Origin of the sequence: Paenibacillus phytorum (genome assembly GCF_013141715.1) — a bacterium.
In the GTDB taxonomy this organism is placed as follows: Bacteria; Bacillota; Bacilli; order Paenibacillales; family NBRC-103111; genus Paenibacillus_E; species Paenibacillus_E phytorum.
The window spans coordinates 1-23,654 of the sequence record NZ_WHOA01000191.1 but is presented as its reverse complement, the minus strand read 5'-3'; the positions used below and the strand labels follow the sequence as shown (position 1 = coordinate 23,654).

Sequence of the window (23,654 nt, the reverse complement as noted above, 5' to 3'; positions counted from 1 at the left end):
GCTATTTTTTCGGAATCAATCCGTTTTCGATCAAAAATTCCTTAGCAACATCGGCAACTGTTCTTTTTTCTACATCAGCTTTCGCATTCAGCTTAGACATGGTCTGATCATTAATTTTACCGGCTAACTTGTTGATCACTTGAACGGCATCCGGATATTTTTTTGCAAAATCCAAGGTGACAATCGGTGCGGCGTAGTAAGGCGGGAAGTAATTTTTATCATCTTTTAACGCTGCCAATTTCAATGCTGGTATCCGTCCGTCTGTGGAATAAGCGACAAGAACGTCGATCTTTTTCTCAGCAAGTGCCGGAAAAGCTAGAGGAATTTCCATTTGCTTAATATCTTTAAATTTATATCCATATTTTTCCGATAAGCCCTTGAGTCCATCCTGCCGATCATAGAATGTATTGTCGATGCCGAGCACCAAATTAGGCGCATGTTTAACAAGGTCAGAGAAGGTCGAAATGTTTAATTCTTTCATTTTTTCTTCTCTTAAGAGAATGGTGAACGTGTTCGTAAATCCAAGGGGTTCAAGCCAAGTGAAGCCGAGTTCCTTCTCATATCCCTCTTTGACTTTCTTATATACGGTTTCCTTCGTATCTTCGGGCGCAAGTTTACCTTTCAAAACATTCAAAAAACCGGTTCCTGTATAATCGACGAATACATCGACCTTCCCATCTTTCATGGCCTGATTAATAAAAGAGGATGCGGCAAAACCTGATTCATTGATAGAGACATCATAATCGGTATTTTTCTGCATCAATTGACCGACTAGTTGAGCTAGCAAGTATTGTTCTGAAAACCCTTTTCCGCCTACAACCATCTTGATTTTCTTTTTGTCTAGAGCCGCCTTGTCCGGAGCCGAAGATGGTTGAGCAGTACCTGCTGCCGGCACCGCTTTGCTTCCGCATGCAGAGAGTAATAAGACGACCAAGGACATTGCAACGGCTAACCATTTCATTTTTTTCATTTGTCGTATCCTCCTCATATTTTTATACTCTAGCGATTCTTTCCACTTTCTTTTTCAAACGCTTTGATTTTTTGGGGTTAGATTGTTTGTTAGGCGTTACCTTGATCTCCAAACGCTTCAACAAAAATTCCGTTATAACAGCCAGCAGCGCCGCAGGCAAACCACCTGCAATAATCAGTTCTGTTCGCATAAGTGCCACGCCTCTAAAAACGATTTCGCCGAGGCCTCCAGCGCCAATAAATGCAGCAATTGTCGTTACCCCGATCGTCAAAACTGCGGCTGTGCGTACGCCAGCCATTAAAACAGGTAAAGCGAGCGGCAATTCAATATTCCAGAGAATTTGCCAATTCGTCATCCCCATCCCACGCCCGGCATCGACAATGGACTGATTCACCTCAAGAATACCGGTATAAACGTTGCGTACGATTGGTAATAGCGAATAAAGAACTAATGCTATGAGGGTCGGCTTAACACCAATACCGACGAACGGAAGCATGAAGCCAAATAGAGCAATACTTGGAATTGTTTGAAAAACTCCGGTAATTCCAATAGCAACCCCCGCGATATTCTTCCTTCTCGTTAAAAAAATGCCAAGCGGAATGGAAATGAGAAGTGAAATCACCAATGCGGTTAACGAAATGTAAATGTGCTGCCATAATGCAGTAAGAATGATGCTTTTGTTCGTAATAAAGGTGTTTACGAATAAGTCCAAAGCATTTGTCGACTTGTCCATCAGAAACCAAACCTCCTTTCTTAACTAATCCTCATCTCTACGCCCGATAGACCGCCGAGAATACTTTCCTTCGTTACGTAACCAACGACTTCTCCACGCATAGCAACAGGAAGTGCGTTAACTTTATACTCGAGCATCCGTGCTGCTGCCTTCTCCCAGCATTCATCAGACTCAATCATAGGAGCATGCTTAACAGTAAGCGATTCCACTCGATCGTCTGCCTTATTCAATGGATGTTGAAGCGCTTCCAATCGAATCATGAACTGAGCGACCGTCGCTTTTGAGTCAGCACGAGGTACATTCAATCGCTTTTCCCCGATAAACTCGCTAACGAAGCGATTGGCTGGTCGGCTCAATATATGTTTTGGCGTGTCCAGCTGTACAATACTCCCTTTGTCCATAATTGCGATACGATCGGAGATTTTTAAGGCCTCATCCATATCATGTGTGACAAACAGAATTGTTTTATTAATTTCCTTCTGCAGTTTTCCAAGCTCATCTTGCAGCTGCTCCCGACTGATCGGATCGAGTGCGCTAAACGGCTCATCCATTAGCACAATAGGCGGTTCTGCGGCCAACGCTCGAATGACGCCAATACGTTGCTGTTGCCCTCCGCTTAATTCAGACGGATAACGATTTCGGAATACTTTCGGATCAAGTCCGACCATATCAAGCAAATCATCGATTCGTTGTGAATAGTCCTTCTCTTTCCACCCTTTCAACTTGGGTACGAGTCCAATATTTTTGCCGATCGTCATATGCGGCAGTAGACCGACTTGCTGAATGACATAACCAATATTGCGTCTGAGTTCCACTGCGTTTAATTTTGAAATATCTTCATCCTGGACAAAAATTTTCCCGGATGATGGCTCGATCAGCCGGTTGACCATACGCAGCGTCGTTGTCTTGCCGCATCCGCTCGGTCCGATTAAGGAAACGATTTCGCCATTCTGAACTTCAAAGCTAATATCGACCAACGTCTGAACTTCTGCATAAGCTTTGCTAACGCTTTCAAACCGGATCATTGTATCCCCCCTAGAAGTTATATATTTATTCCTCATTATTTATATAGCAAAAACCGTGCCAATTATTTTGCATACAAAAATACGGCTCTTTTCAAGAGCCGCACTTCAAACTGTGTAAAAACTCTACAATTTAGTTGTAGAGTTTTTACACACTGTATGATTTTTTCACTTTTTCTTAATTAAACCTGAATCGATTAAGTATTGTCTTGCTAGTTCGGTTACATCCTCATGCAGAACGTCTGCCTTATAAAGAAAAGACATAAACTTGTCATGATCTATCTTTTGCGAGAGACCTGTTAATAACGTCTCCACCTGCGGATGCTGATTTAAAATTCGAGTCGTAACAACTGGTGCCGGATTATACGGGGGAAAGAAATGGCGATCATCCTCTAGCTCGACCAAGCCATAAGCCTTGATCCGGCCATCCGAGGCGAAACCAACTGCAGCTTGGACGCGTGATTCTTTCACAGCCTGCGCGAATAGCTTCGTATCGGAAACGATAATATTCTCACGCGGAATATCCAATTTATATACCTTCTGAAATTGTTCCATGCCGTCACCACGAATAAGAAATTCACTATTGGTAGCCATATTGAGCGGCTTTTGTTCCTTCGCATATTTGCTCAAGTCGCTAATTGTCTTGATACCATACTGCTCCTTCAGATCTTTCTTGATCAGCAGCGTCCAGGTATTGTTAATTTCGGTGGTCATGGGCAGCCAATGCAGGCCGATCTTCTTATCTTCCTCCGCGACCGTGCGAAACGCCTCATTGGCATCGATAATGACAGATTTATGATGATAAAAAGGTATCGCCGTATTGGGATAATCCCAATATTGGTCAATGACTCCGGCTTCAATGGCAGAACGAATACTCGTACTCCCTTTAAAAATAATTTCCTTTACGGCAAACCCGTTTTCTCTTAGTAAAATACCGGTCATTTTCGTGAGCAGGTATTGCTCTGTGAAGGATTTGGAACCGATGGTAATGACAGGCTTCATGCTTGAGGACAGATCTTCAGCGATACTAGCTTTATCTTTCTTCCACATGCTAAACATATACGCAATGAATATCGCAGCAGACAGAGATAGAACAATCAACAGCGTTATGATAGTCGCTGACTTCTTTTTCATCGTGTACTCTCCCTCTCCGTTATGGGGAATTTACACCTCATCGTAGTTCCCTCATCCACACGACTTTGAATTTGCAGCTCCCCGCCGTGCTCCATAACGATATCTCTAGCAATCGTGAGCCCCAATCCAGAGCCCTCCTGTTTCGTCGTAAAAAATGGGTTAAACAGCCATTCCATCGTTTGGTCGGAAATACCCGCTCCGGTATCTTTCACTTCGACAACGAATAGCCTTTTACCATTCTCCGCGCTCACCAATGTCCTTATGCTTAATGTTCCTCCATTAGGCATCGCTTCAATACTATTGATGATCAAATTTAAAAATACTTGCATTAATTTATTATATTTCCCACTCATTGTAGTCTGCTGAGGCGGGTAATCCTTAATTGTGTTGATTTTGGCATCGCGCAGCTTAATTCTCAATAAATGCAGCGCCTCATCCAGCAGCTTGTCCATCCGGATTAATTCGTCTATTTCATTATTCATCTTTGAAAAAGATAGAAATTGAGTGACAATACCATTCATACGTCTTACCACACGGTAAATGTCGTTCACCAATTCATCTATACTTTCTCCCCTAGGTTCAGAATCGACTTCTTCTTTTAGCAGCTCAGATGCGCCGAAAAGAATAGCCAGCGGATTTTTGATTTCATGCGCTATGCCTGTGCTGATTTGTCCGATTAAGGCAAGCTTCTCGCTTTGCTTAGCATGTTCTTCAAGGAGTTTCAATTGGGTAATATCCTGTAATACAGCGATGCTGCCAATATTCCCACCTTGAATATTATATAATTTTGAAGTCGCTATCTTTACAACATGCTTTTGTCCATTGGCGTTCATAATGTAGGTTTCCGCATCCTCACCAATGCGGTCGGAATTTAAAGTGTTCAACAAAACGAAGTCGGCATCCTTGTTTTTTATCGGAATTTCAGATAAAAGTTTTCCCATGATGTCATTTCTGGGATATCCTGTAATTTGTTCAAACTGCCTGTTGATATGCGTAATTATGCCTTCATTATCTACTGTTAATATGGCATAAGGAATGCCTTCAATCATATCGCGCAAATACCGTTCATTATCCTCGACCATTTTCTGCTTCTCACGTAAGCTTAACGCCGTTGCCATCATCGTTTTCCATAGAACCCCAATTTCATCATTGGATTGGCTCGATACTTTGGGTGTAATTGTGAGCGGGTCGTTGCGTTCGATACTTCTGGCAAATTGGGTCAACTTCACGATGGGTTGTAATATTTTTTGTACACCGAGTCCAATAAATAAAAATGTTAACAATAGAATACAAATAAAAGTGCCTGTGATTGCCCTTGTCAGGTCAGTCAATGGTTTAAAGGCATATCGATCCGGCACACCGAAGACAAGCCCCCATCCATCCCACATCGTTTTGTAAGCCATAATACTCGGCTCGTTAAGATAGTTGCCTTTCATCGAGCCTGAGGTATAACGGGACAACTCCATTGTAGCCGGGAGAGTAGACGTATTTATGCCAATTTCAGAGACAACGGTAGATGCAATAACCTCACCATTACTGTCCACCAGGAAACTAAATCCATTGTTGGGTACACTATTGACACTTAACACTTCCGAAAGATGATCACGGCTTAGCTCTGCAACCATAACGCCTATAAACTGTTCATTAGTGCCTATAACTGGGATCGAAATACTTACGACCCGCTCTCCGCGAGGGTTCTGATGTACATCGGAAACCGCATAATTTCTGCTCCAACGAACAATGTCGAAGTTAGGGGAATTATAGGTCGTCATGACTGTATGCAAGGCAAAAGGCGCCTCAAAAAGCATTTGCTTTTGAGCATCAACCATTGTGATTGACTGAATCATCGAGCTGCTGGCAATGGTTTGCTTGGCTCGTTCATACATTCTTTGGGTATTGAGCTTGTTTCTTTCATCCACCTCTGCGATCAATTGCACTTGCAGAACCGCATCTGAGATTTCAGTATTGAACCGCTTCACCAAAGCATCAGCGCTTAGCATATTTTTCCTAACAATATCCTCTTCAACTACCCTATGGGTATAGTCAAGAATAATCGTATAGATCAGGAGAACAGGAACAATAATAATGACAGAATAGATCATCAGATATTTCATCTTAATACTGCTGGAGATGGATGTGATCGGATGGTTATAAAACTTCGATGCCATAATGTCTGCCCATCCTTATTTTATTTTTTTTATTTTGTAGATAAGCGTGTGCCTTGAAATACCTAACAGATTTGCTGCTCGGGTTTGATTGCCGCCAACTTCCTCAAGTGCCCGGGTGATTAGGTCTTCTTCTACTTCTTCCAACACCTTTTGCAAATTCAGCTGTCCGGCACTTTTTTTACTCGTTCCTTTAGATTCTTGTTCATGTTCTTGTTCTTGTTGCTGTTCTTGTTGCTGAGATCTAAATATTTCATCGGATAGATCCTGAATATGAATGACACCCTTTGAATGTACGATATGCAATCTTTCCAGCATGTTCAGCAACTCCCGGATATTACCGGGCCAATCGTGAGAGGTGAGCTTTGCAACCGTTTCATCGGATAATATGACTTGCTTGTTGTATTTATTATTTAGTTTATGAATATAGTTGGCGATCATTTGAGGAATATCTTCTTTCCGCTCTCTTAAAGGAGGAATTTCAATCTCCACCAAGTTCAAACGGTAATATAAATCTTGACGGAATTTCCCTTCTTTCATCAGCATTTTAATGTCTTTATTCGTTGCAGTAATAATTCTTACATCTACACTGCGGTAAGAATTGCTCCCAAGCTTCATGAACGTCTTTTCCTCAATGATATGAAGCAGCTTAGCTTGCATAGCAAGCGGCATCTCTCCAATTTCATCGAGAAAAATGGTTCCGCTGTCAGCTGCTTCGAATTTTCCTGCTCTTGTCTCCGTTGCTCCCGTAAAAGCACCCTTCTGATAGCCGAATAGCTCACTTTCTAATAGGGAATCTGGAATCGCTGCGCAATTGATGGATACAAATGGATTGTCTCTGCGATTGCTGTGCTTATGAACCCACTTAGAGAGAGCGGTTTTTCCTACCCCGCTTTCCCCTAAAATTAAGATGGAAGCATCGGTCTCTTTAACTTTATGGAAAAGCTCGCGGATTTCTTTCATTTTTGTGCTTTGAAACACCAACTCCTCATGATCGCTCGTTGATGCTAGCTCTTCCTTCAACATCTGATTTTCAAGCTGAAGCCGCTTGCTTTCACAAGCCTTTACAACCACATCTTTAATTAATTCAAGCTCACTCGGCTTATTCAAATAATCAAATGCACCCAGTCTCATGGCTTTGACTGCGTTTTCCACATTTCCGTATGCAGTTAGCATAATCACTTCGATGTGTGGGAAATCAATCTTGATCTTTTGCAGCAGCTCTAGTCCTGTAAGGTCTGGAAGCATATAGTCCAGAATTATAACATCAATATCCTTCTCCGCAATCGTATGCAATGCAGCTTCTCCTGTTAAGGCATGAAATGTTCGAAAGCCTGACTTCTTCAACTTATGGGAAATAATACGACACAGATTTTCTTCGTCATCTACGGTTAATATTCCAAAGGAATATGTCATTTTTACTTACCTCCAAACTGCTTATGTTAGCTCATCCTCGCAACCGCGAAGATAAAATATTCATTTCTTCCCTATACTTCATTACCGTTCTGCGGGAAATTGGAAGGTTTTCCTTGTTCATAATTTCGGTAAGCTGCTGATCAGATAAAGGTTTGCTTTTATTCTCACCATCGATTAGTTCTTGAATCCGACATTTAATCCGTTCAGCGGAAGCTGCTTCTCCATCCGCCGTTGAAGGACCTTTTGCAAAGAAAAATTTTAATTCATACATACCTTGCGGCGTTTGTACGACTTTATTCTGAATGGCTCGACTTACGGTGGATTCGTGGAGCTGCAGCCTCTCTGCTATGGTTTTCAAATTCAATGGCTTTAAAAAGAACGACCCTTTATCCAAAAACATCATCTGCTCTTCCGTAATCGCTTCCAATACTCTAAATAGGGTATGCTGCCTATCCTCTAAGCTTTGAATTAACCCCATTGCTGTTTGAACATGCTTCTTCATATATTCTTCAGCTTCCTTGGAACCGCTTTCAAATATAAGCTGCTGGACTTGTTTATTTAAAGAAACTTTCGGTATTCCAGCCTGATTTAACGAAACCATATGACGATTTAAAAACTTTTGAATGACAGCGTCCGGTATTATATCCAAGTTCTGATGGTGCTTGTAGGCAAGTCCTGGCTTGGGATTCAGAGTGCGAATATAAGCGAGAGATTGCTTTATCCTATCTAAAGGAATATTTAATTCACGATCCAAATACTTCCATTTCCCGGCACCTAATTCATTTAAGTAGCAGCTGACTAACTTTTCGGCATAGGGATCAGCATTTTCATCCCGCCGAATTTGAATTTCCAAGCATTCTTGAAGTGTTCGTGCTGCAATTCCTGCAGGTTCCAATGCTTGAACTTTATCCAAGGCTTCTGTTACTTCTTCCTCCGAAACATGCAGGCATTGCGCTGCTTCCTTAGGTGTAATTGTTAAATAACCATTTTCATTTAAGTTACCGGCTAAAAATTTCGCAATTTTGTATTGACGATCAGAATGATTAGCCAGTCGAAGCTGGCTTACAAGCATCATTTCCAGAGTATCCTCTTGGTTCGCTGTAAGCTCTAACAAAGAAACAACAGTGTTTGAGGATACCCCATTTAGCTTGTTCTTCGTTCTCTGACTGCTTATGTTATCGGTCCATAATACATCTAGCAAAGGGTTTTCAGACGATTGCTCCTGCAAATAACTAACTAAATCGACTGAAGATAACTGCAAAACATGAATCGATTGTAAGATTTTCGGGCTTATTGAAAGGCTTTGGCTTTGCTGCAGCAATACAGTGGGACTTAAGTTCAACATTCTCACCTGCCATTCGATTGTATAAATATTATACAGTAGCAGCTGGCAAATAAGAAAGAACAAGATTTTTGTTTCAAATGAACTGTAGATAAAATCAACAGTACAGAAATCGTTATAATCCATTACACTTTCAGTAAATCTACCCGTTAGCGGGGAAAAGGCAACAGATTTGAACCGATTGCCTTCTCATTTTGTTTTTTTCGCACAGTATCGATATCTTCATGCCAGCAGCCTTGCTTTTTTCAATCAGAGCAACCAACACTTCTGCTTCCGGTTCGGATTTCTCGGACACCATGGCACCGGAAATATCAAACATTTTCACAGCAAATGCGCCACCAAACCCGTAGCAATCCTCCGCATGCGGAGTGGTAGAAGCTCCAAGTCACGGACATGCTGCATGAGCAGCATAGGGGGTTCTTCTTTCACACCTAAGAGTCGACTACCGTGACAAGATGGGTGATAGGTCACTTTGTTGGGAAAACCGCTCATTAAATAGGCGGCTAATCTAACTATCATTCATCGTTATTTTTACATTTTAAACAATCCTCTACCAATTACATTGGCTGATATCGGTTGAATCCCAATCTCTCTTGCCCATATGGATATTTGACCCATATGATGAACTTCATGTGCAATTACATGGTGTAGTATTTCACCTTTGGTATAACGTCCTTCAGCCCACGGAACAGTCACAATTTCATTTTCGAAATCATTGGACCATGTATTCAGGAATGCTTGTGTTTCATTGAGCCAAGAATCGGAAAGTTCCTTTACTTGCTGGAGTGTCTTATAGTCCTCAAATTGCACTTGGATATCTGGCTTACCTTGTATTCCACGAATCCAACTACATTCCACGTCTGAAATATGGAAAAGTGTATAAAGAATGCAGCCTGCCCCACCAATTCGATTACGCAACAATTCCTCCGTTGGAATTTGCTTGCACAGATCAAACCATTCATCTCTTACCATCCAGTTATACTGAAACAACGTTATCATCTCAACCTCCTTTTATTAAATATTTCTTTTTCAAATGGTAGTCGTTAGATTACGAAGAAAATGAAGTCTGTCTAATTAGGTAAATCATCTCCGAACGACAATGTTACTTTAATTATAGAACAAACGCGTTCGTAAATATCAAATATCAACATTGATATTTAACATAGCCAAATTCTTATAAAGAAGCCATCACCAGCACGTTGGGGCTCGTACGGGGATGGAAGAATCGATCAACTTTACTTACTAGCTTGGTACTCAAATGATTGAAAAAGCACCTGCCCTTCCGGCTCTCCATAAACACCCTTGGCATATATACCGATTCTTGGCGCCGTGAAACACAAAAAGCGATTATAAGCTTCGGGATATAGGGATTCCGCTGAAAGTTCAACTCCCAAATCCATAAACGTGATCCCATCCACCGAATAAAGAAAGGTCAAATGCTGCGTCTCAGCTTTCAAAAAGACCTTCAGCCAAATAGGATGACCCGGTTCAATCGTAAGCCTTACCCTGGCGAGCATTTTTTTATTCACGGCCACGTACTGATCGATTTCCAAGTATAGTCCATCAAACTCTTGATTTTCGTTTAAGCGACTAACATCAAAACTCTGACCTGATGTTTGACCAATACCATAACGTATGGAGAAAAAAAGAAACGAATCCGAGTCACGATAAAGCGTCATACCGGCTTCCTCGCCTCTGCTTTTGGGTTCAAACAGCAGCTTGGTTGTGGCTTCAAAACCGAAGTGCTGCCAACGTCTAGTTAAAATAAGCGTGGATCCGAGGCCAAAAGGAATAAAGGGTTTGCAATTCAATTGCAGTCCCACTCGGTTCAATTCATATCCACACTCTACTGGATGTCGCACCCATTCCCAATTCGCAGAAAGCTCAGTCTCTGTAAAATGATCTATTTCAATTGAATGCCCTACGTCCGAACCCTCTTCAATCAAAGGTAGCGTCAAACGATCCACAGGAGATCCCTCATCACCAACAATAAACCAATCATTCTCTGTCCAACGAACAGGTTCGAGAAATGCTTCTCGTCCGAGTGGACAGGAACCTCCGGGAATCAGCGGGCGGCCACCGAGATGAAACATCCACCAATTGCCGTCAGTGTCCTCGACAAGTTTACCGTGTCCTACCTTCTGTATACATTTATTAGGGTCTTTTTGCGTCAAGACCGGATTATGGGGACAGGGTTCATAGGGCCCCCAGATGCTGCGGCTACGTGCAAGCGTCTCCTTATGCTCGAAGAAGGTGCCTCCTTCCGCCAACATTAAATAATACCAACCGTTCCGTTTCACGATATGCGGGGCTTCCGGAGCGGCTCCGCCGGTTCCCGGCCATACCTGCTTCGCTTCGCCGATCAATTGCGAGCCGTCATTGGCCATTTCGTGAACCCATCCGCCGCCAAATACCAAATAGCGTTTGCCGTCATCGTCGTTGAAAATAGATGGATCAATGAAATGATGATTAAGCATGATTGCTTCGCTATATGGTCCTTCCGGGCGGTCTGCGACGAAAAGTAAATTCGTGCATCGTGGTTGACCGTGATAATAAGGTACAACCACCCAAAACTTTCCGTCATAATATGAGATGTCCGGAGCAAAAACGCCGAAGGAATCCGGCATTCCCGTCAAATCAAGCTGGCTCTTACGCGTAATGACATGACCGATAGCTTTCCAATGAGCCAAATCCCTGGAATGGAGGACTTGAACGCCAGGGAAAAACTGAAACGTCGAGGTCACCATATAGTAATCCGCTCCAACGCGGACAATCGAAGGATCGGGGTTATCACCGGGTACAATCGGGTTTTCGATAATTCTGTTTAGTCCCTTCATTCTTTGGACTCCTCTCTCTGAAACCGATAAATCTCGTTTGCATCCTGCCAAAACCTCGAAAAACATACACCGGTCAATCGGCGCCATTCTTCTTCTAACTGCTGATCTACTATACGAGTTGGAAGCTCTAGTGAGAGATCCGTTTCGACGATCATAAACAAGATCAGTCCTTCGCGAAAAATACGCAAAGATACAATGCCTGCTTCCCGCATGTGTTTCTCGTTCCCAGCAGGAATGTCGCGATGAAGTTGTTCATAGCGTTCGACTTGATCCGGGTGAAGATGTGCCACTTTGATCGTTGTCATACTGTTTGTCTCCATCTCTTCCTCACTCCTTCATCTCTTTCACATCCAATCGGTAAATCCGAGCGGCGTTCCCGGCAAAAATAGCATTACGCTGCGATGGCGTTAGCGAAGATGGCAGCGCCTCACGTGCTATTTCTAAAATCTCTGTGAAGCTGCCAGCTTGCAAGCAAACGGGCCAGTCACTTCCGAATAAGATTCTTTCCGATCCGAACACTTCGCAGATACGTTCGACATAAGGTGCAACATCTACGGCCAGCCAAGGCATTCCTCCAGCACCAGTAGCCAGCCCTGACAGCTTGCAAGCCGTATTCTTAAACTGGGCAATCAGATTCATGCCATCCGTCCAAGCGCCAATCCCTTTTCCTGTAATGTCTGGAAAAGCAAGATGATCAACGATAGCTGAAAGCTTTGGAACGAGATCCAGCAGCTTCACGATCCTAGGCAGATCAGAGGGACCAATGAGGAAGTCAATTGGGAATCCATCTTCATCAAGCAATGCTAAATTACAGAGCAGCTTTGGATAACGACTCCAATCTCCATCTTCGACAATTGGAAGGTTTGGACGGATGCCTATAAAGTGTGAATCAGCTCGAAAACGGAGGTAATGTTTTTCAAAATCAGCTCCTTCTAGATCAAGCCACCCGACCACGCCCAGTACCGTTTCCTCCTGTTTACAAATTTCAAGCATAAATTCAGTCTCTTCCATGGTAGCTGCCGCTTGTACAAGTACAGTACCGACCACGTTGTTCTGCTTTAGGTCAGGCTTTAACTGTTCCGGCATATAATCGCGATACAACACCGCTCCGGCCTGTGGAGACAACCACGCATAATCCCCACGCGCAAGCCTCCAATAATGCTGATGTGCATCAATAATCATTTAACATCTCGCCCCCGAATGAATGTCTGCTTATCAGCATCCGGCCAAGGCATATCGTAAGTTGGAGTATGAACAAAACGCTCCATCCCAATACGTAATGTGATACCTGTTCCCGCAGGCAGCGATACGTGAAGCCACTTCTCTTCAACCGCCACAGTTCCGATCACATCGCCTTTGGTATTGATAATTTCTCCATGTAAAAAATAATGTTCACCGAATACGCCGGCCTGAACAACCAACGCTCTATCTTCAAACTGGTTCGTGTTAACCAAATGAAGTGTCACTGAATCCGAGGTTAACTTCTCTACTAATGCCGATACGCCTGAAGGAAGTCCCGGACGCTTCGCGTCAGCATCAAAATACCTGACTCGTCCATGCTGCAGCCCCCCGTGCGATATGTGCATTGGCCCACCAAGCGTCAGCTGCACAAGTCCCTCGAAATACAGCGGACACATTTCCTGCCATATGTGAATAGCAGAGTAAATGCCCTCACTGTAATGCTCCGACCAATTTCGCGGATCACCATCGGGCGATCTCATTTTGGCCAGTTGTTTCCCGACCATTTCGTAGTTGGCATTTAGAATACGCTCTGGATAATCCGGATTAAGTCCGCGAATATATTGATACCAAGGCTGCGTGTTCCCAATATAATGCTTGGTTTCCCGACCAGTTTTGGGGTCCCTCCCGGAGAAAGCTGGTACAATCACTTCGTTCCAATCATGATCTTTTGGAATACGCTCAACTCGTTCTAAATCCTCATCCGCCATCGACGTCGACCAGAGGTAGATCGGATATTTCGGCATCGATTCGCGATAGTCCGTCCAACCGCTATCAAAATGCTTATAGGGCACAACTAATTTGCCCTCTTGCTCTTCGCGGAGTTCCCAGTTTCGATCCAACTGCTCTCTGGCTAGCTGAAGTCCATTCATGTTTCCTGTTAGCAGTACTTTATTCATACAGGCATTTGTTAATGGCTCAATGATCGTCATGAAGCCATGAGGCCAACGCCAACCATAATAGCCTCCCCACCATTTGCCGTCGTTGTACTCCCCAATTTGACCAGTTAACCCTACATTGTCCGGAATAATACCGCCATTCTGACGAGTTCTCTCCTGCCAAGCATTCACATAATCGATCACCCAGTTCCGTAAGCTCTCATCTCCAGAATGTAAGAATGCATGTGTAATCAAGCCTGTTGCGTTCAAATTCAGAGGTACGTCCCCACGATTCATTCTCTCATTCATCATGCTAATTAGATTTTGATAAACCTCATCATTAGACCAGGCACACTTGAGACTTTGGAAATCCACACCTGGAATATCTTCATACGGAGCCAGATAATCGTCCAAAATACCTCGATGCGTACTCCAATCCTCTTCGGATACCTCAAACCGTGGACCGCGGCTGCCCGTCAATGGGAACGGATCAACTTCAGTTCTTTATCGTAATTAAGAGCTTCTGGATCATCACCCGTATACATGCCCGCAAACTTCATTGCCCGATGTCGATCTTTGAGCGTTGAAGGTCCGGCCAATCCTAGAAAATACAAATATAAGTAGCCCTCTCCATGATGCATCCAATCATAGTACCCATCGAATTCACGATGGATTTGTCCGTATTCCGTCCACTGCCATGTAATGCCATCCCATATTTTCCGGGAAATCTCGTGCAGCTCACTGCTGCCTCCGATCACATACAGGAGCGCCAAATTCATAAACCCTTCATATGGATCATCCGACCCGTCCATCCCCGGCCAATGCTCAAACCAAATAAGCGTGCCATCAGGGTGCGTATACCGCTCAACGAATTCTTTAGCCGCTTTGTTCAGCGTTTCAAAAAGAGTCTGTTCTTGCAGAGCCCACTGAGGCGGAACGACGCGCTCCGATGCACGGACATATGCGGGCAATTCGTGACGATGAGATGAAATCATTGCACATTTCTCCTTCCGATTAATGCGATTACCTCAGTTGAACAACGGCTGCCCCTGAAATAATGCGTACACTTTTTTCAACTCTTCAGACTCCAAGCCCTTTCCATCACAGAAGTTCAAATTGGTGCGCAGCGAAGTAAGCGAAGCTGTCCCCGTCAGCGTAATATGAATGTCAGGGTTGCTCAAGCTGAAACGCATTGCGGGTTCAATCAGCCCTTTAGGCTCCGACTTTCGCAAGAAGCTTATCATTCCCATCCGATCTTTGGCTTTTGCTTGCGTTTCATGGTCCAGAAAATGAGCTGGTGCATCAGCCAAAATGCCCATACCGAGCACACTGCCGTTGATCACGCCGACGCCCAACTCCTTGGCAAATGGCAGCACTTCGTCCTTGGCCGTATGATCCAGTAACATATAGCGGGCATAAAATTGGATTGTATCGAAGAGCCTCGTATCCATAAATCTCATAAGCAACGGCAAATCTCTCGTGGTTACGCCAATATACCGGATTTTTCCGTCTTGTCTAAGTTTTTGCAACGCTGGAACGGTTTCGTTCACGACAAGCTCATACGGCTGACTCTCCACATCGTGAATTTGCATAAGATCAATCCAATCCGTCTGCAGCCGCTGCAGGCTATCTTCCACAGATCGGATAGTGCTGTTGTAATCGTATGTCATGTCCGACCTGACTGCTTTGGAAGCCAGTACGATGCCCTCTCTGCGACTGATCAGCGCTTTACCAATGCGGCGCTCCGATTCGCCTCGTCCATATAAGGGGGCGGTATCAATGAAATTGATACCCGAATCAATCGCCTCATGAATCAAACGCTGTACTTCAGCTTCATCCGTCCTGCCAAAATCACCGGCAAGCGGAGCGCCGCCCAGGCCAAGTTTGGATACCTTCAATCCTGTTTTACCGAATATTGTATACTCCACGTTCATCGCTCCTTTTTTCAATAAAGGGAACTTTCCCTATCTCATTGCAATCAGTCTTGAGAAAATCCCCTTAACCGACTGATCTTATGAACTAATTAAGGCTTGCTTTTGTCTTCAATGGCGCTTCTTCGGTCGCCCGTACCCGGCTGATTGCGTCCGGGGTTGTCTGCAATGTGAAAATAGTTAATGCGGTCAATGTAACCGGTGGCGTTGCGAATGACATTGCCTTCTGTAACTTGTTGATGGTAAAGGACGCTATCCAATTCGTTGCCCGTTTGGGAAATGACCGACTTCACTTTCAACATTTTACAAGCGCAGTCCCTCCGATTTGCCTTAGTTGTCCAGCCAATTGTATGGCTTTTGGAATGTAAACTTTGCTCATTTAATGGCTCCTCAACTAAGGGGCTGGCTATTCTAACTCAGCGTAATCTTGAAGAAGAACTACTGGATTTTTCATCCCCTGAAGTTCGAACAACACCAGCTCATTCTCCCCTTCCCGCAGCAACGGAGCCGGAATGTACAACGTCTTTTGCGGGCCAATATCCCAATAGCGACCAAGATTAAAGCCGTTAATAAAAGCGACACCCTTGATCCAACCATCCAACTTCAAAAATGTATCGCCTGCTTCATCAATTAGAAATACTCCTCTGTAAAATGTTGGGGTAATTGGGCTCGTCGCTTGCGCATCGTTATATTTCAGAGCAGCCAAATCATGCAGCGGCAGCGTATGAATTGTCCAATTATATAGGAATTGCAGACCCAGACGAACACCTTCGGTAATTCCCTTCGGATCTTTCATGTTATAGCCGTAATTAATCCGCCCTTGATTTTCTACCAAAATGCTTAATGTTGCACCTCCGGGCGGAATGTCCAGCACGATATCGTGATCTAATATATTCGGTGTCACATCGTGTGTGTTTCGTTCGATAACGCCTTGAAACACGCCATCAAGGTACACGAGCGCGCGATCTCGCACCTCTTGGATCGCCAATTTGGTCTGCGATAATGGCCCTTGAACAGATGTTGTATATAAAATAAATCCATAGTTCTGACCAAGTCGTTCCATCGGTTCCGGACATACACTGTGAATCGGGTTAGTCAACAAAGCAAGCGAGTCAAACAACCGCGCTTGCTCCTTTAATCGCACTTCACCGTAATGTTTCTTCGGCAGAGGAAGTGGCAATTCTATAGCTTCAACTTCGGTATATTTTGAGATCACTTCGCGAATCGCGATATATTTGTCGGTAATATCACCGGATTCACTCAACAATACGTCATAATCATAGCTGGTCACCGTCGGCTCATATTTGCCCAAATCATTGGCACCGTTATAAAATCCGAAATTCGTTCCTCCATGGAACATATAAAAATTGACTGACGCTCCCATTTGCAGCATCCGATTCAGCACTTGCGCTACATCTTCACTTTCTCGAACATGATGTTTTTTACCCCAATGATCAAACCAGCCGTTCCAAAATTCCATACAGACGAACGGTTTACTCGGCTGATAGTCCAGCAGCTTTCCAAACGCCTCATCCGGCCGTGATCCAAAGTTGGTTGTAGCCAAAACATCCGGAAGAAGCGTGCCTCCTTGCATGTTGCTGTCCGTATACCCATCCGATGTGAATAATAGAACGTCTATGCCACGCCCAATCATAGCCCGCTTCACATACATCAAATAGTTCTTATCGTTGCCATAACTTCCGTACTCATTTTCGATTTGCATAGCAATAATCGGTCCGCCATTCGTACAAAGCAGCGGTACCAATTTGGCCAACAGCACATCATAATAAGCATCAACTTTATTCAAATATGGCCGATGAGCGCAGCGCAGCCGCATATTGTCTTCCTTTAGAAGCCATGCAGGCAACCCGCCGAATTCCCACTCCGCGCAAATATAAGGACTCGGTCTAATAATCACGTGCAGACCGAGTTCTCCAGCTAAATGAATGAATTGCTCGATATCGGCAATCCCCTCAAAATTAAATTGGCCTTCTTTGGGTTCATGCAAATTCCATGGCACATACGTTTCAACCGTATTTAACCCGCAAGCTTTTAATTTGAGAAGACGATCTCGCCAATACTCTGGAACGATTCTAAAATAATGCAAAGCTCCCGATAAAATTCGGATCGGCTTGCCGTTAAATACAAAATTTTCACCTGAGATGCTTAGCATTTTCCGGTTCTCCTTATCTTCAATTCCTGCATATACTCGGCCATTTGGATCACCTTGCTCTCCAAACGCGACTTTTCAGCAGCGAACGCCATCAGATGGCTTTGTACGGAAGTCCTTGCACCAGTAAGTCCAGCCTCTTCTCCTCCATTGCTGACTAATCGGACGAAATCCCGCATAATGCCGTGATCGCCTCCACCGTGGCCTTCCAATGGCGAATCCAGAGAAATCTTTTCTTTTAACCCAGTTATGAAGCTGGTGACCTCGATTTCATTCCTATCCATATCTGCTCTAATCTGACCGCGAGCGCCCATCAACTTAAGCGAGCGCCCTCCTTCATGCGTGAAAGCGCACATTGTGAAGGCGACAGTGACCTCATTAGCGAATTCCAAATTAACGACTTGATGATCCACTACATTGTTGTCGCAATGGTAGACGCATCTGCCATAGGGTCCATCCTTCAAAGCATGCAGGACGCCTTCATCGCTTGGATCGTTACTGACGACGTTGCGCAGCACGGTACCAACCCAGTCGTCTCTCTCAAGGTACATTTTAGGCGCATAATATGGGCATTCATTTTGAACCGGACAGCCGTCCAAACAGCGTAATGGCGCTCCTACCGGCGCACTTTCGGTGCGAAAATGCGTTAGTGATCCGAATGAGGAAACTTTCGTGCAGTCGGCATCCACCAACCATGACAAAATATCCATGTCATGACAGCTCTTTGCCAAAATCATAGGGCTGGAGGTTTCGGATTTCCGCCAGTTTCCTCTTACAAAACTATGCGCTTGATGCCTATGCTCTACATTTTCCGTATGTTGAATGGAAATAAGACGGCCAATCGCCCCATCTACTAACAGCCGTTTAATCGTTGCAAAAAAATCGGTATACCGAAGCACATGGCATATCGAAAATACCCGGTTATATTTTTCGGCGTATTCCCCCATCACAACGCACTCGGTCGGACTAGGCGACATCGGCTTTTCCAGCAGTACATGATACCCTTTCTCCAAAGCTCGGATGGCAGGCTCGTAATGCATTTGGTCCTGTGTGCAAATGAGGATCGCATCAGCTATCTTCGGTCCTGCAAGCAGCTGCTCCCAGCTCTCGAAAACATGATCCTCCCTAACTGCGTGAGACTGCTTGAAACGCTCTCTCCTCACGGGATTCATTTCGGCAACGGCTACAAATTTTACTTCATCCGGGTGATCCAACGCATAGGTTGCATAGGCATCGGCGCCTCGTTGTCCGGCTCCTATTAAAGCTGCTGTTATTTTCGTCATCTAGCGATTTCTCCTTCTAGGGGTAAATTTGATAAAAGGGAGCTTTCACACACTAACATATTGAAATGTCACTGCTTGAAAACTCCCTATTGCTAAAGATTAGTACGGCTTATTTCCCCTTCGTTTGCTTCCAAGCGTCGATTTGCTTCTGCTCTTCGGCGATAATTTTGTCGCTTCCGGCCTTTTTCAGTTTATCGATGAATTCTGGTAAAAATTGCGCTGTATCGGCAGAACCCGTTGTCAGCAACGGTATGTATTGCGCGGTCACTGTAGCTGTTTGTGCAATTTCCGCTTTTACCGGGTTTGGATCGAAAGTGAAGCCAAGAATAGGAGATCCCTTTGCAGATTGATTCATTTTGATAGATGCATCCGCTACAGTCGGACTCATAAAGAGAGAGTTGAACGAGTTGCCGATTTCCCAATCAAACTGTGGATTATAGGTACTGTCTTTCATGTCTACTTTTTTGTAGCCCTCTGGTTTTTGATAATGCTTGCCTTCGATACCGTTTGCGAAAATATTGTACAACTCTTTGTCTTTAAATAAGAGGTCAAGCAGCATAACCGCTCTTTCGGGATTTTTAGAGGTGCTGCTAATCCCTGTCATCGTTGCGATAATCGAACTGGTCAACAGGTAGGGCTGTGTTATTCTTGAAACGTAAGAAGGGTAACTTGTACTACCAATATTCGGCGGATTATCAAGGTCATCTGGCCCCATGTTGCCCAAGCTAAGGCTTGCGGTTTTACCTGCTTTTCGATCGGCCTGTCCGTCGGCTAACGTTGCAGCGTCTTTACGAATATAACCTTTTTTATTCCAATCTCTCATTAAATTCACATACGATTTGAATTCGTCCGATTCGAATTGATTCACGATTTTCAAGGAGCTGTCAGTCAATTTGATCGCACCTGGAATGTTACGACCAGCGACTTCATCAAAGCCATAAGCAACAAGGTTTACACCAAACGTGCCGGCTTTATCCATTTCATATGGAACCATTTCCGGATTGTTTTGTTTGACTTGAGCTAGAAACGGCTCTAGATCTGCCAACGTTTTCACATTTTCCGATTTAAAGCCGTATTTGTCTGCCAAATCTTTTCGGAAACCAATGGCATTCGTCATCGTCCAAACTTGGTAGTTTGGAATCGCATAAATTTTCCCGTTCACTTTAGCAGCATCCCAGCCGATTTTCGGAATCGTTTGCAGAATAGTAGGTGCATATTTTTGCAGAAGATCATCCACAGGAATAAAGGTGCCTTTACTCACATTCTGATAATAATTGTTCGCCCAGTTCGCCGTGAAAGCAAGATCGTAGTTCTCGCCTGCAGCGTTGACCACTTGCATCTTCTGGTCATACGCGCCCCAATCGACGAATTTAAGATGAAGCGTCACCTTCAGCTTTTCTTGCAAAATTTTGTTCATTGCTGCTTCTACAGTAGCAACATCAGCTGGCGGCGTATTGTCTAAGTACCATGTCAATTCAACAGGCTCAAGCTTGGGTGCAGTGGTTGCTGCCGGTGATACCGCTGCTGAAGCTGATGGAGCTGCCGATGGGCTGCTCGAAGTTTCATTTTTCGAACTGCATCCTGCTAAAATACTGGACATTGCTAGGCCTAATGCAAGACCTACGCCCACTACTTTAAATGTTTTCTGCATAATTGATAAAACCTCCCTGTATTTGTTTTTCTATATTGTAACGGCTCTGCCGTCTACAACCAATAAAATAATGAAACTTAGCCTTTAACCGCACCTACTGTTAAACCTTTTACGAAATATTTCTGGAAAAACGGGAACACGATCAGAATCGGTCCTGCTGCCAAGATCGCAATGGCCATACGAGCCGTTTCATTCGGAAACTGGCTGATATCGATGTTGACAGTACCTGGTTTGATATGACTCGACAAATACTGAATGTTGTTCATAATCCTATACAACATATATTGCAGCGGAACCAACTTCTCATTATCGATATAAAGCAAGGCCAGCCACCAGTCATTCCAATAAATAAAAGCGATGAATAATCCTACTGTGGCCATAGCTGGCTTGGCTAATGGCAATATAATTTGAAAAAAGATTCGCCACTCTTTCGCTCCATCTATTTTGGCTGACTCTATGAGTGCCGATGGAATTTCAGATAAAAACCCTCTCATCAACAGCACATGCCACGGCATAATCACATATGGTAAAATTAAAGCAAGTAAAGAATTATCGATGTGCAAATACTTTTTGATCAAAATGTACCAAGGGACGAGCCCTCCGTTAAATAAGAGTGTGAAAAATATGATAAAAGATAATGCATTAGCTCCCGAAAAATCTTTACGGGACAAAGCATACGCTAACATGGCAGTAATCAGCAAACTGAGGGCCGTTCCGAGTACAGTCACCGAGATGGAAACGGAATAGCCGGTAATCAGTTGCTTGGGGCTTTGTAACAAGTAGTCATATGCAAAGGTTGTAAACGTTTTCGGAATAAGACTATATCCTTCTTTAGCAATGTCCGATTCTGTTGAGAACGAAATCGAAATGACATACAGCAGCGGAACCATGCAGAAGATAGAAAATATGATAAACCATCCATGAATAAGTCCTCTTGCCAGAGTCATGTTTCTCCGTAAACCCATACTCTCCACTTCCCTTTTTTTCTAAAAAATCGCATTTTCTTTGTTGATCTTTCGAACAATGAAGTTCACCGTCAGTACCAGCACAAACCCGACCAACGATTGATACAGTCCAATTGCAGTTGCCATACCGATATCCCCTGACACCCGTAAAGCACGATATACATACGTATCAATAACATCCGTTGTGGCATATAACGCCCCAGAATCGGCAGTTAGGAAATAGAACATACCGAAATCAGAGTAAAAAATTTTGCCTATTTGCAAAACGGAAATCAACGTAATAAGCGGGGTTAACAGCGGTATGGATATGTTACGAACCTGCTGCCACTTGGAAGCGCCATCGATCGCCGCAGCCTCATAGTAACTTTTGTCGATGCCCATAAGGCCCGTATAAAAGATGAGCGTGGAATAGCCGATGTTTTTCCATAGAAAAGCAAGACTTAATATAAAGGGCCAATATTTAGATTCCATATACCAATTGATTTCAGCAAATCCTAGCTGTTTTAACAGATGATTGATTACACCCAATTGGGGATTAAGCAAGGCATACGTCACATAACTGACCACAACCCAGGATAGAAAGTAAGGGAAAAACAACGTCGTTTGATATAACTTTACCGCCTTGCGGCTCAGTTCAAAAAGCATGAGCGCAAAAGCAATGGAAACCAAATTTGTTAAGATAATAAAACTTAAGTTCAATAACAAGGTGTTTCGTGTTACTTGTAAAGCAGCATCCGAAGTAAAAAAGAATTTAAAATTGTTCAAACCCACCCAATCACTGCCCCAAATCCCTTTACCAAAGTTGAAATCTTTGAAGGCAAGCACTAAGCCAAACATAGGAAAATATTGGAAAACGATAACGAATATTAAACCTGGAAGCGCTAAACTAATTAAACCCCAATTGCGTTTGATTCCTCGCCAGAACGAGTTTCGTTTTCTAGCTTTTATAGTTGGGTGCGCCATCACATCTGGGTAAGCCATTATGTTCACCTCCTCTCTGTTGACCACATCTTACTTTAACCAGTTCAGGAATCCTAGTGTAAAAAAAGCGTTTTATTGCAATTTCGGGTGTAAAAAAGGCATTTTATTGTATTTGCCGTTCCAATACACTAAAGAGCCTGTCTAAAATTTTTTTTCAGTTCATTTGTCTCGTTCCCAGCACATGTTATGTCCAACAGGTTATCCGAGACTTTTAAGTTCAGTCTAATCAATTGGGCGTCCTCCAAAAATAGGAAAAAACCGTCAGTTTCTCAAAGGAAACTGACGATTTTCATTTGACCCTGATATCCCGATTGATTGTTACTTACTCGCCAGATTGATCATGCGGTACTCTGACGGTTGCTGTTGTAACCCTTTTGTTGCCCGCTTTGTCAGTTGCCGTGTACGTGATGGTATAGATACGCGACTTCTCTACACGCAAGCTAAAGGAAGTGGCGGCTGTACCGAAATTGGCCTGAATGTCGCTTGGATCGTTATTCGGTTGATTGCTCGTGATGGACGTTAATACCACGGATTCAGCGCCCGATGTAGCATCACTAGAATTCACCGTGGCATTGATCGTAACCATTTTATGATTCGCTGGCCAAATCGACGTCTTATCCAACTGGACGGAAAGCACTGGTGCTGTCTTGTCGACTTTAAATTCGACGGTTTTGAGTTGTTCTTCATTGCCTGCCTGATCCTTGCTGCGGAATCCGAGCTTATAAGTTCCGTCACCGAAAGCTGGAATGGAGCCGGTGTAAACGATCCATTCACCATCATTCACTTGGTATTCCGTTGTTACGGAGCCTCCGTAAACACTAGCGCTTACAGATAAGCTTACGGTCACATCCGTCGTGTACCAGCTGTTCTTGCCGTTAGGCGCAGCCGGACTTAACGTTGCGGTGGTTACAGGAGCTATCTTATGAATATTGCTTAC

At 43.8% G+C, this 23,654-nt stretch carries 19 protein-coding genes and 2 pseudogenes; all 21 read right to left on the bottom strand.

What is annotated here, in order from left to right:
- Position 1: 1 nt before the first annotated feature.
- Complete coding sequence (locus GC098_RS27355) at positions 2-970, bottom strand: ABC transporter substrate-binding protein (RefSeq protein WP_171646365.1); 969 nt, start codon at positions 968-970, stop codon at positions 2-4.
- A gap of 22 nt (positions 971-992) precedes the next feature.
- A complete protein-coding gene (locus GC098_RS27350) occupies positions 993-1,703 on the bottom strand; it encodes an ABC transporter permease (protein ID WP_171646364.1) in 711 nt (236 codons plus the stop codon).
- A gap of 20 nt (positions 1,704-1,723) precedes the next feature.
- Positions 1,724-2,728: an ABC transporter ATP-binding protein gene (locus GC098_RS27345; RefSeq protein ID WP_171646363.1), complete on the bottom strand. Its 1,005-nt coding sequence runs from the start codon at positions 2,726-2,728 to the stop codon at positions 1,724-1,726.
- Between the two features lie 165 nt (positions 2,729-2,893).
- Positions 2,894-3,859, bottom strand: coding sequence for an ABC transporter substrate-binding protein (locus GC098_RS27340; protein WP_171646362.1), 966 nt, complete (start codon positions 3,857-3,859; stop codon positions 2,894-2,896).
- Positions 3,856-6,027, bottom strand: coding sequence for a sensor histidine kinase (locus tag GC098_RS27335; protein WP_171646361.1), 2,172 nt, complete (start codon positions 6,025-6,027; stop codon positions 3,856-3,858). The genes GC098_RS27340 and GC098_RS27335 overlap by 4 nt, the downstream gene beginning before the upstream one ends.
- Positions 6,028-6,042: 15 nt before the next feature.
- Positions 6,043-7,440, bottom strand: a complete 1,398-nt coding sequence (locus tag GC098_RS27330; RefSeq protein ID WP_171646360.1) for a sigma-54-dependent transcriptional regulator — start codon at positions 7,438-7,440, stop codon at positions 6,043-6,045.
- Between the two features lie 31 nt (positions 7,441-7,471).
- Positions 7,472-8,785, bottom strand: a complete 1,314-nt coding sequence (gene rpoN, locus GC098_RS27325) for an RNA polymerase factor sigma-54 (protein ID WP_171646359.1) — start codon at positions 8,783-8,785, stop codon at positions 7,472-7,474.
- A 247-nt stretch (positions 8,786-9,032) separates the two neighbouring features.
- Positions 9,033-9,271 (bottom strand): annotated as a pseudogene (locus GC098_RS27320) (heterodisulfide reductase-related iron-sulfur binding cluster); the annotation flags it as partial.
- 42 nt (positions 9,272-9,313) lie between these two features.
- Positions 9,314-9,781 (bottom strand): DinB family protein, encoded by a 468-nt coding sequence (locus GC098_RS27315; protein ID WP_171646358.1) that lies wholly within the window; start codon positions 9,779-9,781, stop codon positions 9,314-9,316.
- Between the two features lie 236 nt (positions 9,782-10,017).
- Positions 10,018-11,619 (bottom strand): glycoside hydrolase family 43 protein, encoded by a 1,602-nt coding sequence (locus tag GC098_RS27310; RefSeq protein ID WP_171646357.1) that lies wholly within the window; start codon positions 11,617-11,619, stop codon positions 10,018-10,020.
- The gene (locus GC098_RS27305; RefSeq protein WP_171646356.1) at positions 11,616-11,939 is read right to left on the bottom strand and encodes an L-rhamnose mutarotase; all 324 of its coding nucleotides are present in this window, start codon (positions 11,937-11,939) and stop codon (positions 11,616-11,618) included. The genes GC098_RS27310 and GC098_RS27305 overlap by 4 nt, the downstream gene beginning before the upstream one ends.
- A gap of 7 nt (positions 11,940-11,946) precedes the next feature.
- Positions 11,947-12,801, bottom strand: coding sequence for an amidohydrolase family protein (locus tag GC098_RS27300; RefSeq protein WP_171646355.1), 855 nt, complete (start codon positions 12,799-12,801; stop codon positions 11,947-11,949).
- Positions 12,798-14,731, bottom strand: a pseudogene (locus GC098_RS27295) (DUF8034 domain-containing protein). Before GC098_RS27295 ends, GC098_RS27300 begins: the two are co-directional and overlap by 4 nt.
- A 33-nt stretch (positions 14,732-14,764) precedes the next feature.
- Positions 14,765-15,664, bottom strand: coding sequence for an aldo/keto reductase (locus GC098_RS27285; RefSeq protein ID WP_171646352.1), 900 nt, complete (start codon positions 15,662-15,664; stop codon positions 14,765-14,767).
- Between the two features lie 95 nt (positions 15,665-15,759).
- A complete protein-coding gene (locus tag GC098_RS40340) occupies positions 15,760-15,969 on the bottom strand; it encodes a hypothetical protein (RefSeq protein WP_246359009.1) in 210 nt (69 codons plus the stop codon).
- Between the two features lie 104 nt (positions 15,970-16,073).
- Complete coding sequence (locus GC098_RS27275; protein WP_171646351.1) at positions 16,074-17,840, bottom strand: glycoside hydrolase family 35 protein; 1,767 nt, start codon at positions 17,838-17,840, stop codon at positions 16,074-16,076.
- A complete protein-coding gene (locus GC098_RS27270; protein WP_171646350.1) occupies positions 17,834-19,120 on the bottom strand; it encodes a Gfo/Idh/MocA family protein in 1,287 nt (428 codons plus the stop codon). Before GC098_RS27270 ends, GC098_RS27275 begins: the two co-directional genes overlap by 7 nt.
- A 109-nt stretch (positions 19,121-19,229) precedes the next feature.
- Positions 19,230-20,771 carry a DUF3502 domain-containing protein gene (locus GC098_RS27265; protein ID WP_171646349.1) on the bottom strand — a complete coding sequence of 514 codons (1,542 nt, stop codon included), beginning with the start codon at positions 20,769-20,771 and terminating at the stop codon, positions 19,230-19,232.
- A 77-nt stretch (positions 20,772-20,848) separates the two neighbouring features.
- Positions 20,849-21,718: a carbohydrate ABC transporter permease gene (locus GC098_RS27260; RefSeq protein ID WP_246359008.1), complete on the bottom strand. Its 870-nt coding sequence runs from the start codon at positions 21,716-21,718 to the stop codon at positions 20,849-20,851.
- Positions 21,719-21,757: 39 nt separating this feature from the next.
- Positions 21,758-22,717 carry an ABC transporter permease gene (locus GC098_RS27255; protein WP_246359007.1) on the bottom strand — a complete coding sequence of 320 codons (960 nt, stop codon included), beginning with the start codon at positions 22,715-22,717 and terminating at the stop codon, positions 21,758-21,760.
- A gap of 322 nt (positions 22,718-23,039) precedes the next feature.
- On the bottom strand, positions 23,040-23,654 hold a 615-nt coding region (locus GC098_RS27250), incomplete at its 5' end, for an OmpL47-type beta-barrel domain-containing protein (protein WP_171646347.1).

Excerpts from the sequence above, each read along its gene's own strand:
- GC098_RS27355 (WP_171646365.1), bottom strand. The coding sequence starts at position 970 with ATGAAAAAAATGAAATGGTTAGCCGTTGCAATGTCCTTGGTCGTCTTA.
- GC098_RS27350 (WP_171646364.1), bottom strand. The coding sequence starts at position 1,703 with ATGGACAAGTCGACAAATGCTTTGGACTTATTCGTAAACACCTTTATT.
- GC098_RS27345 (WP_171646363.1), bottom strand. The coding sequence starts at position 2,728 with ATGATCCGGTTTGAAAGCGTTAGCAAAGCTTATGCAGAAGTTCAGACG.
- GC098_RS27340 (WP_171646362.1), bottom strand. The coding sequence starts at position 3,859 with ATGAAAAAGAAGTCAGCGACTATCATAACGCTGTTGATTGTTCTATCT.
- GC098_RS27335 (WP_171646361.1), bottom strand. The coding sequence starts at position 6,027 with ATGGCATCGAAGTTTTATAACCATCCGATCACATCCATCTCCAGCAGT.
- GC098_RS27330 (WP_171646360.1), bottom strand. The coding sequence starts at position 7,440 with ATGACATATTCCTTTGGAATATTAACCGTAGATGACGAAGAAAATCTG.
- rpoN (WP_171646359.1), bottom strand. The coding sequence starts at position 8,785 with ATGTTGAACTTAAGTCCCACTGTATTGCTGCAGCAAAGCCAAAGCCTT.
- GC098_RS27315 (WP_171646358.1), bottom strand. The coding sequence starts at position 9,781 with ATGATAACGTTGTTTCAGTATAACTGGATGGTAAGAGATGAATGGTTT.
- GC098_RS27310 (WP_171646357.1), bottom strand. The coding sequence starts at position 11,619 with ATGAAGGGACTAAACAGAATTATCGAAAACCCGATTGTACCCGGTGAT.
- GC098_RS27305 (WP_171646356.1), bottom strand. The coding sequence starts at position 11,939 with ATGGAGACAAACAGTATGACAACGATCAAAGTGGCACATCTTCACCCG.
- GC098_RS27300 (WP_171646355.1), bottom strand. The coding sequence starts at position 12,801 with ATGATTATTGATGCACATCAGCATTATTGGAGGCTTGCGCGTGGGGAT.
- GC098_RS40340 (WP_246359009.1), bottom strand. The coding sequence starts at position 15,969 with ATGTTGAAAGTGAAGTCGGTCATTTCCCAAACGGGCAACGAATTGGAT.
- GC098_RS27275 (WP_171646351.1), bottom strand. The coding sequence starts at position 17,840 with ATGCTAAGCATCTCAGGTGAAAATTTTGTATTTAACGGCAAGCCGATC.
- GC098_RS27270 (WP_171646350.1), bottom strand. The coding sequence starts at position 19,120 with ATGACGAAAATAACAGCAGCTTTAATAGGAGCCGGACAACGAGGCGCC.
- GC098_RS27265 (WP_171646349.1), bottom strand. The coding sequence starts at position 20,771 with ATGCAGAAAACATTTAAAGTAGTGGGCGTAGGTCTTGCATTAGGCCTA.
- GC098_RS27260 (WP_246359008.1), bottom strand. The coding sequence starts at position 21,718 with ATGACTCTGGCAAGAGGACTTATTCATGGATGGTTTATCATATTTTCT.
- GC098_RS27255 (WP_246359007.1), bottom strand. The coding sequence starts at position 22,717 with ATGGCTTACCCAGATGTGATGGCGCACCCAACTATAAAAGCTAGAAAA.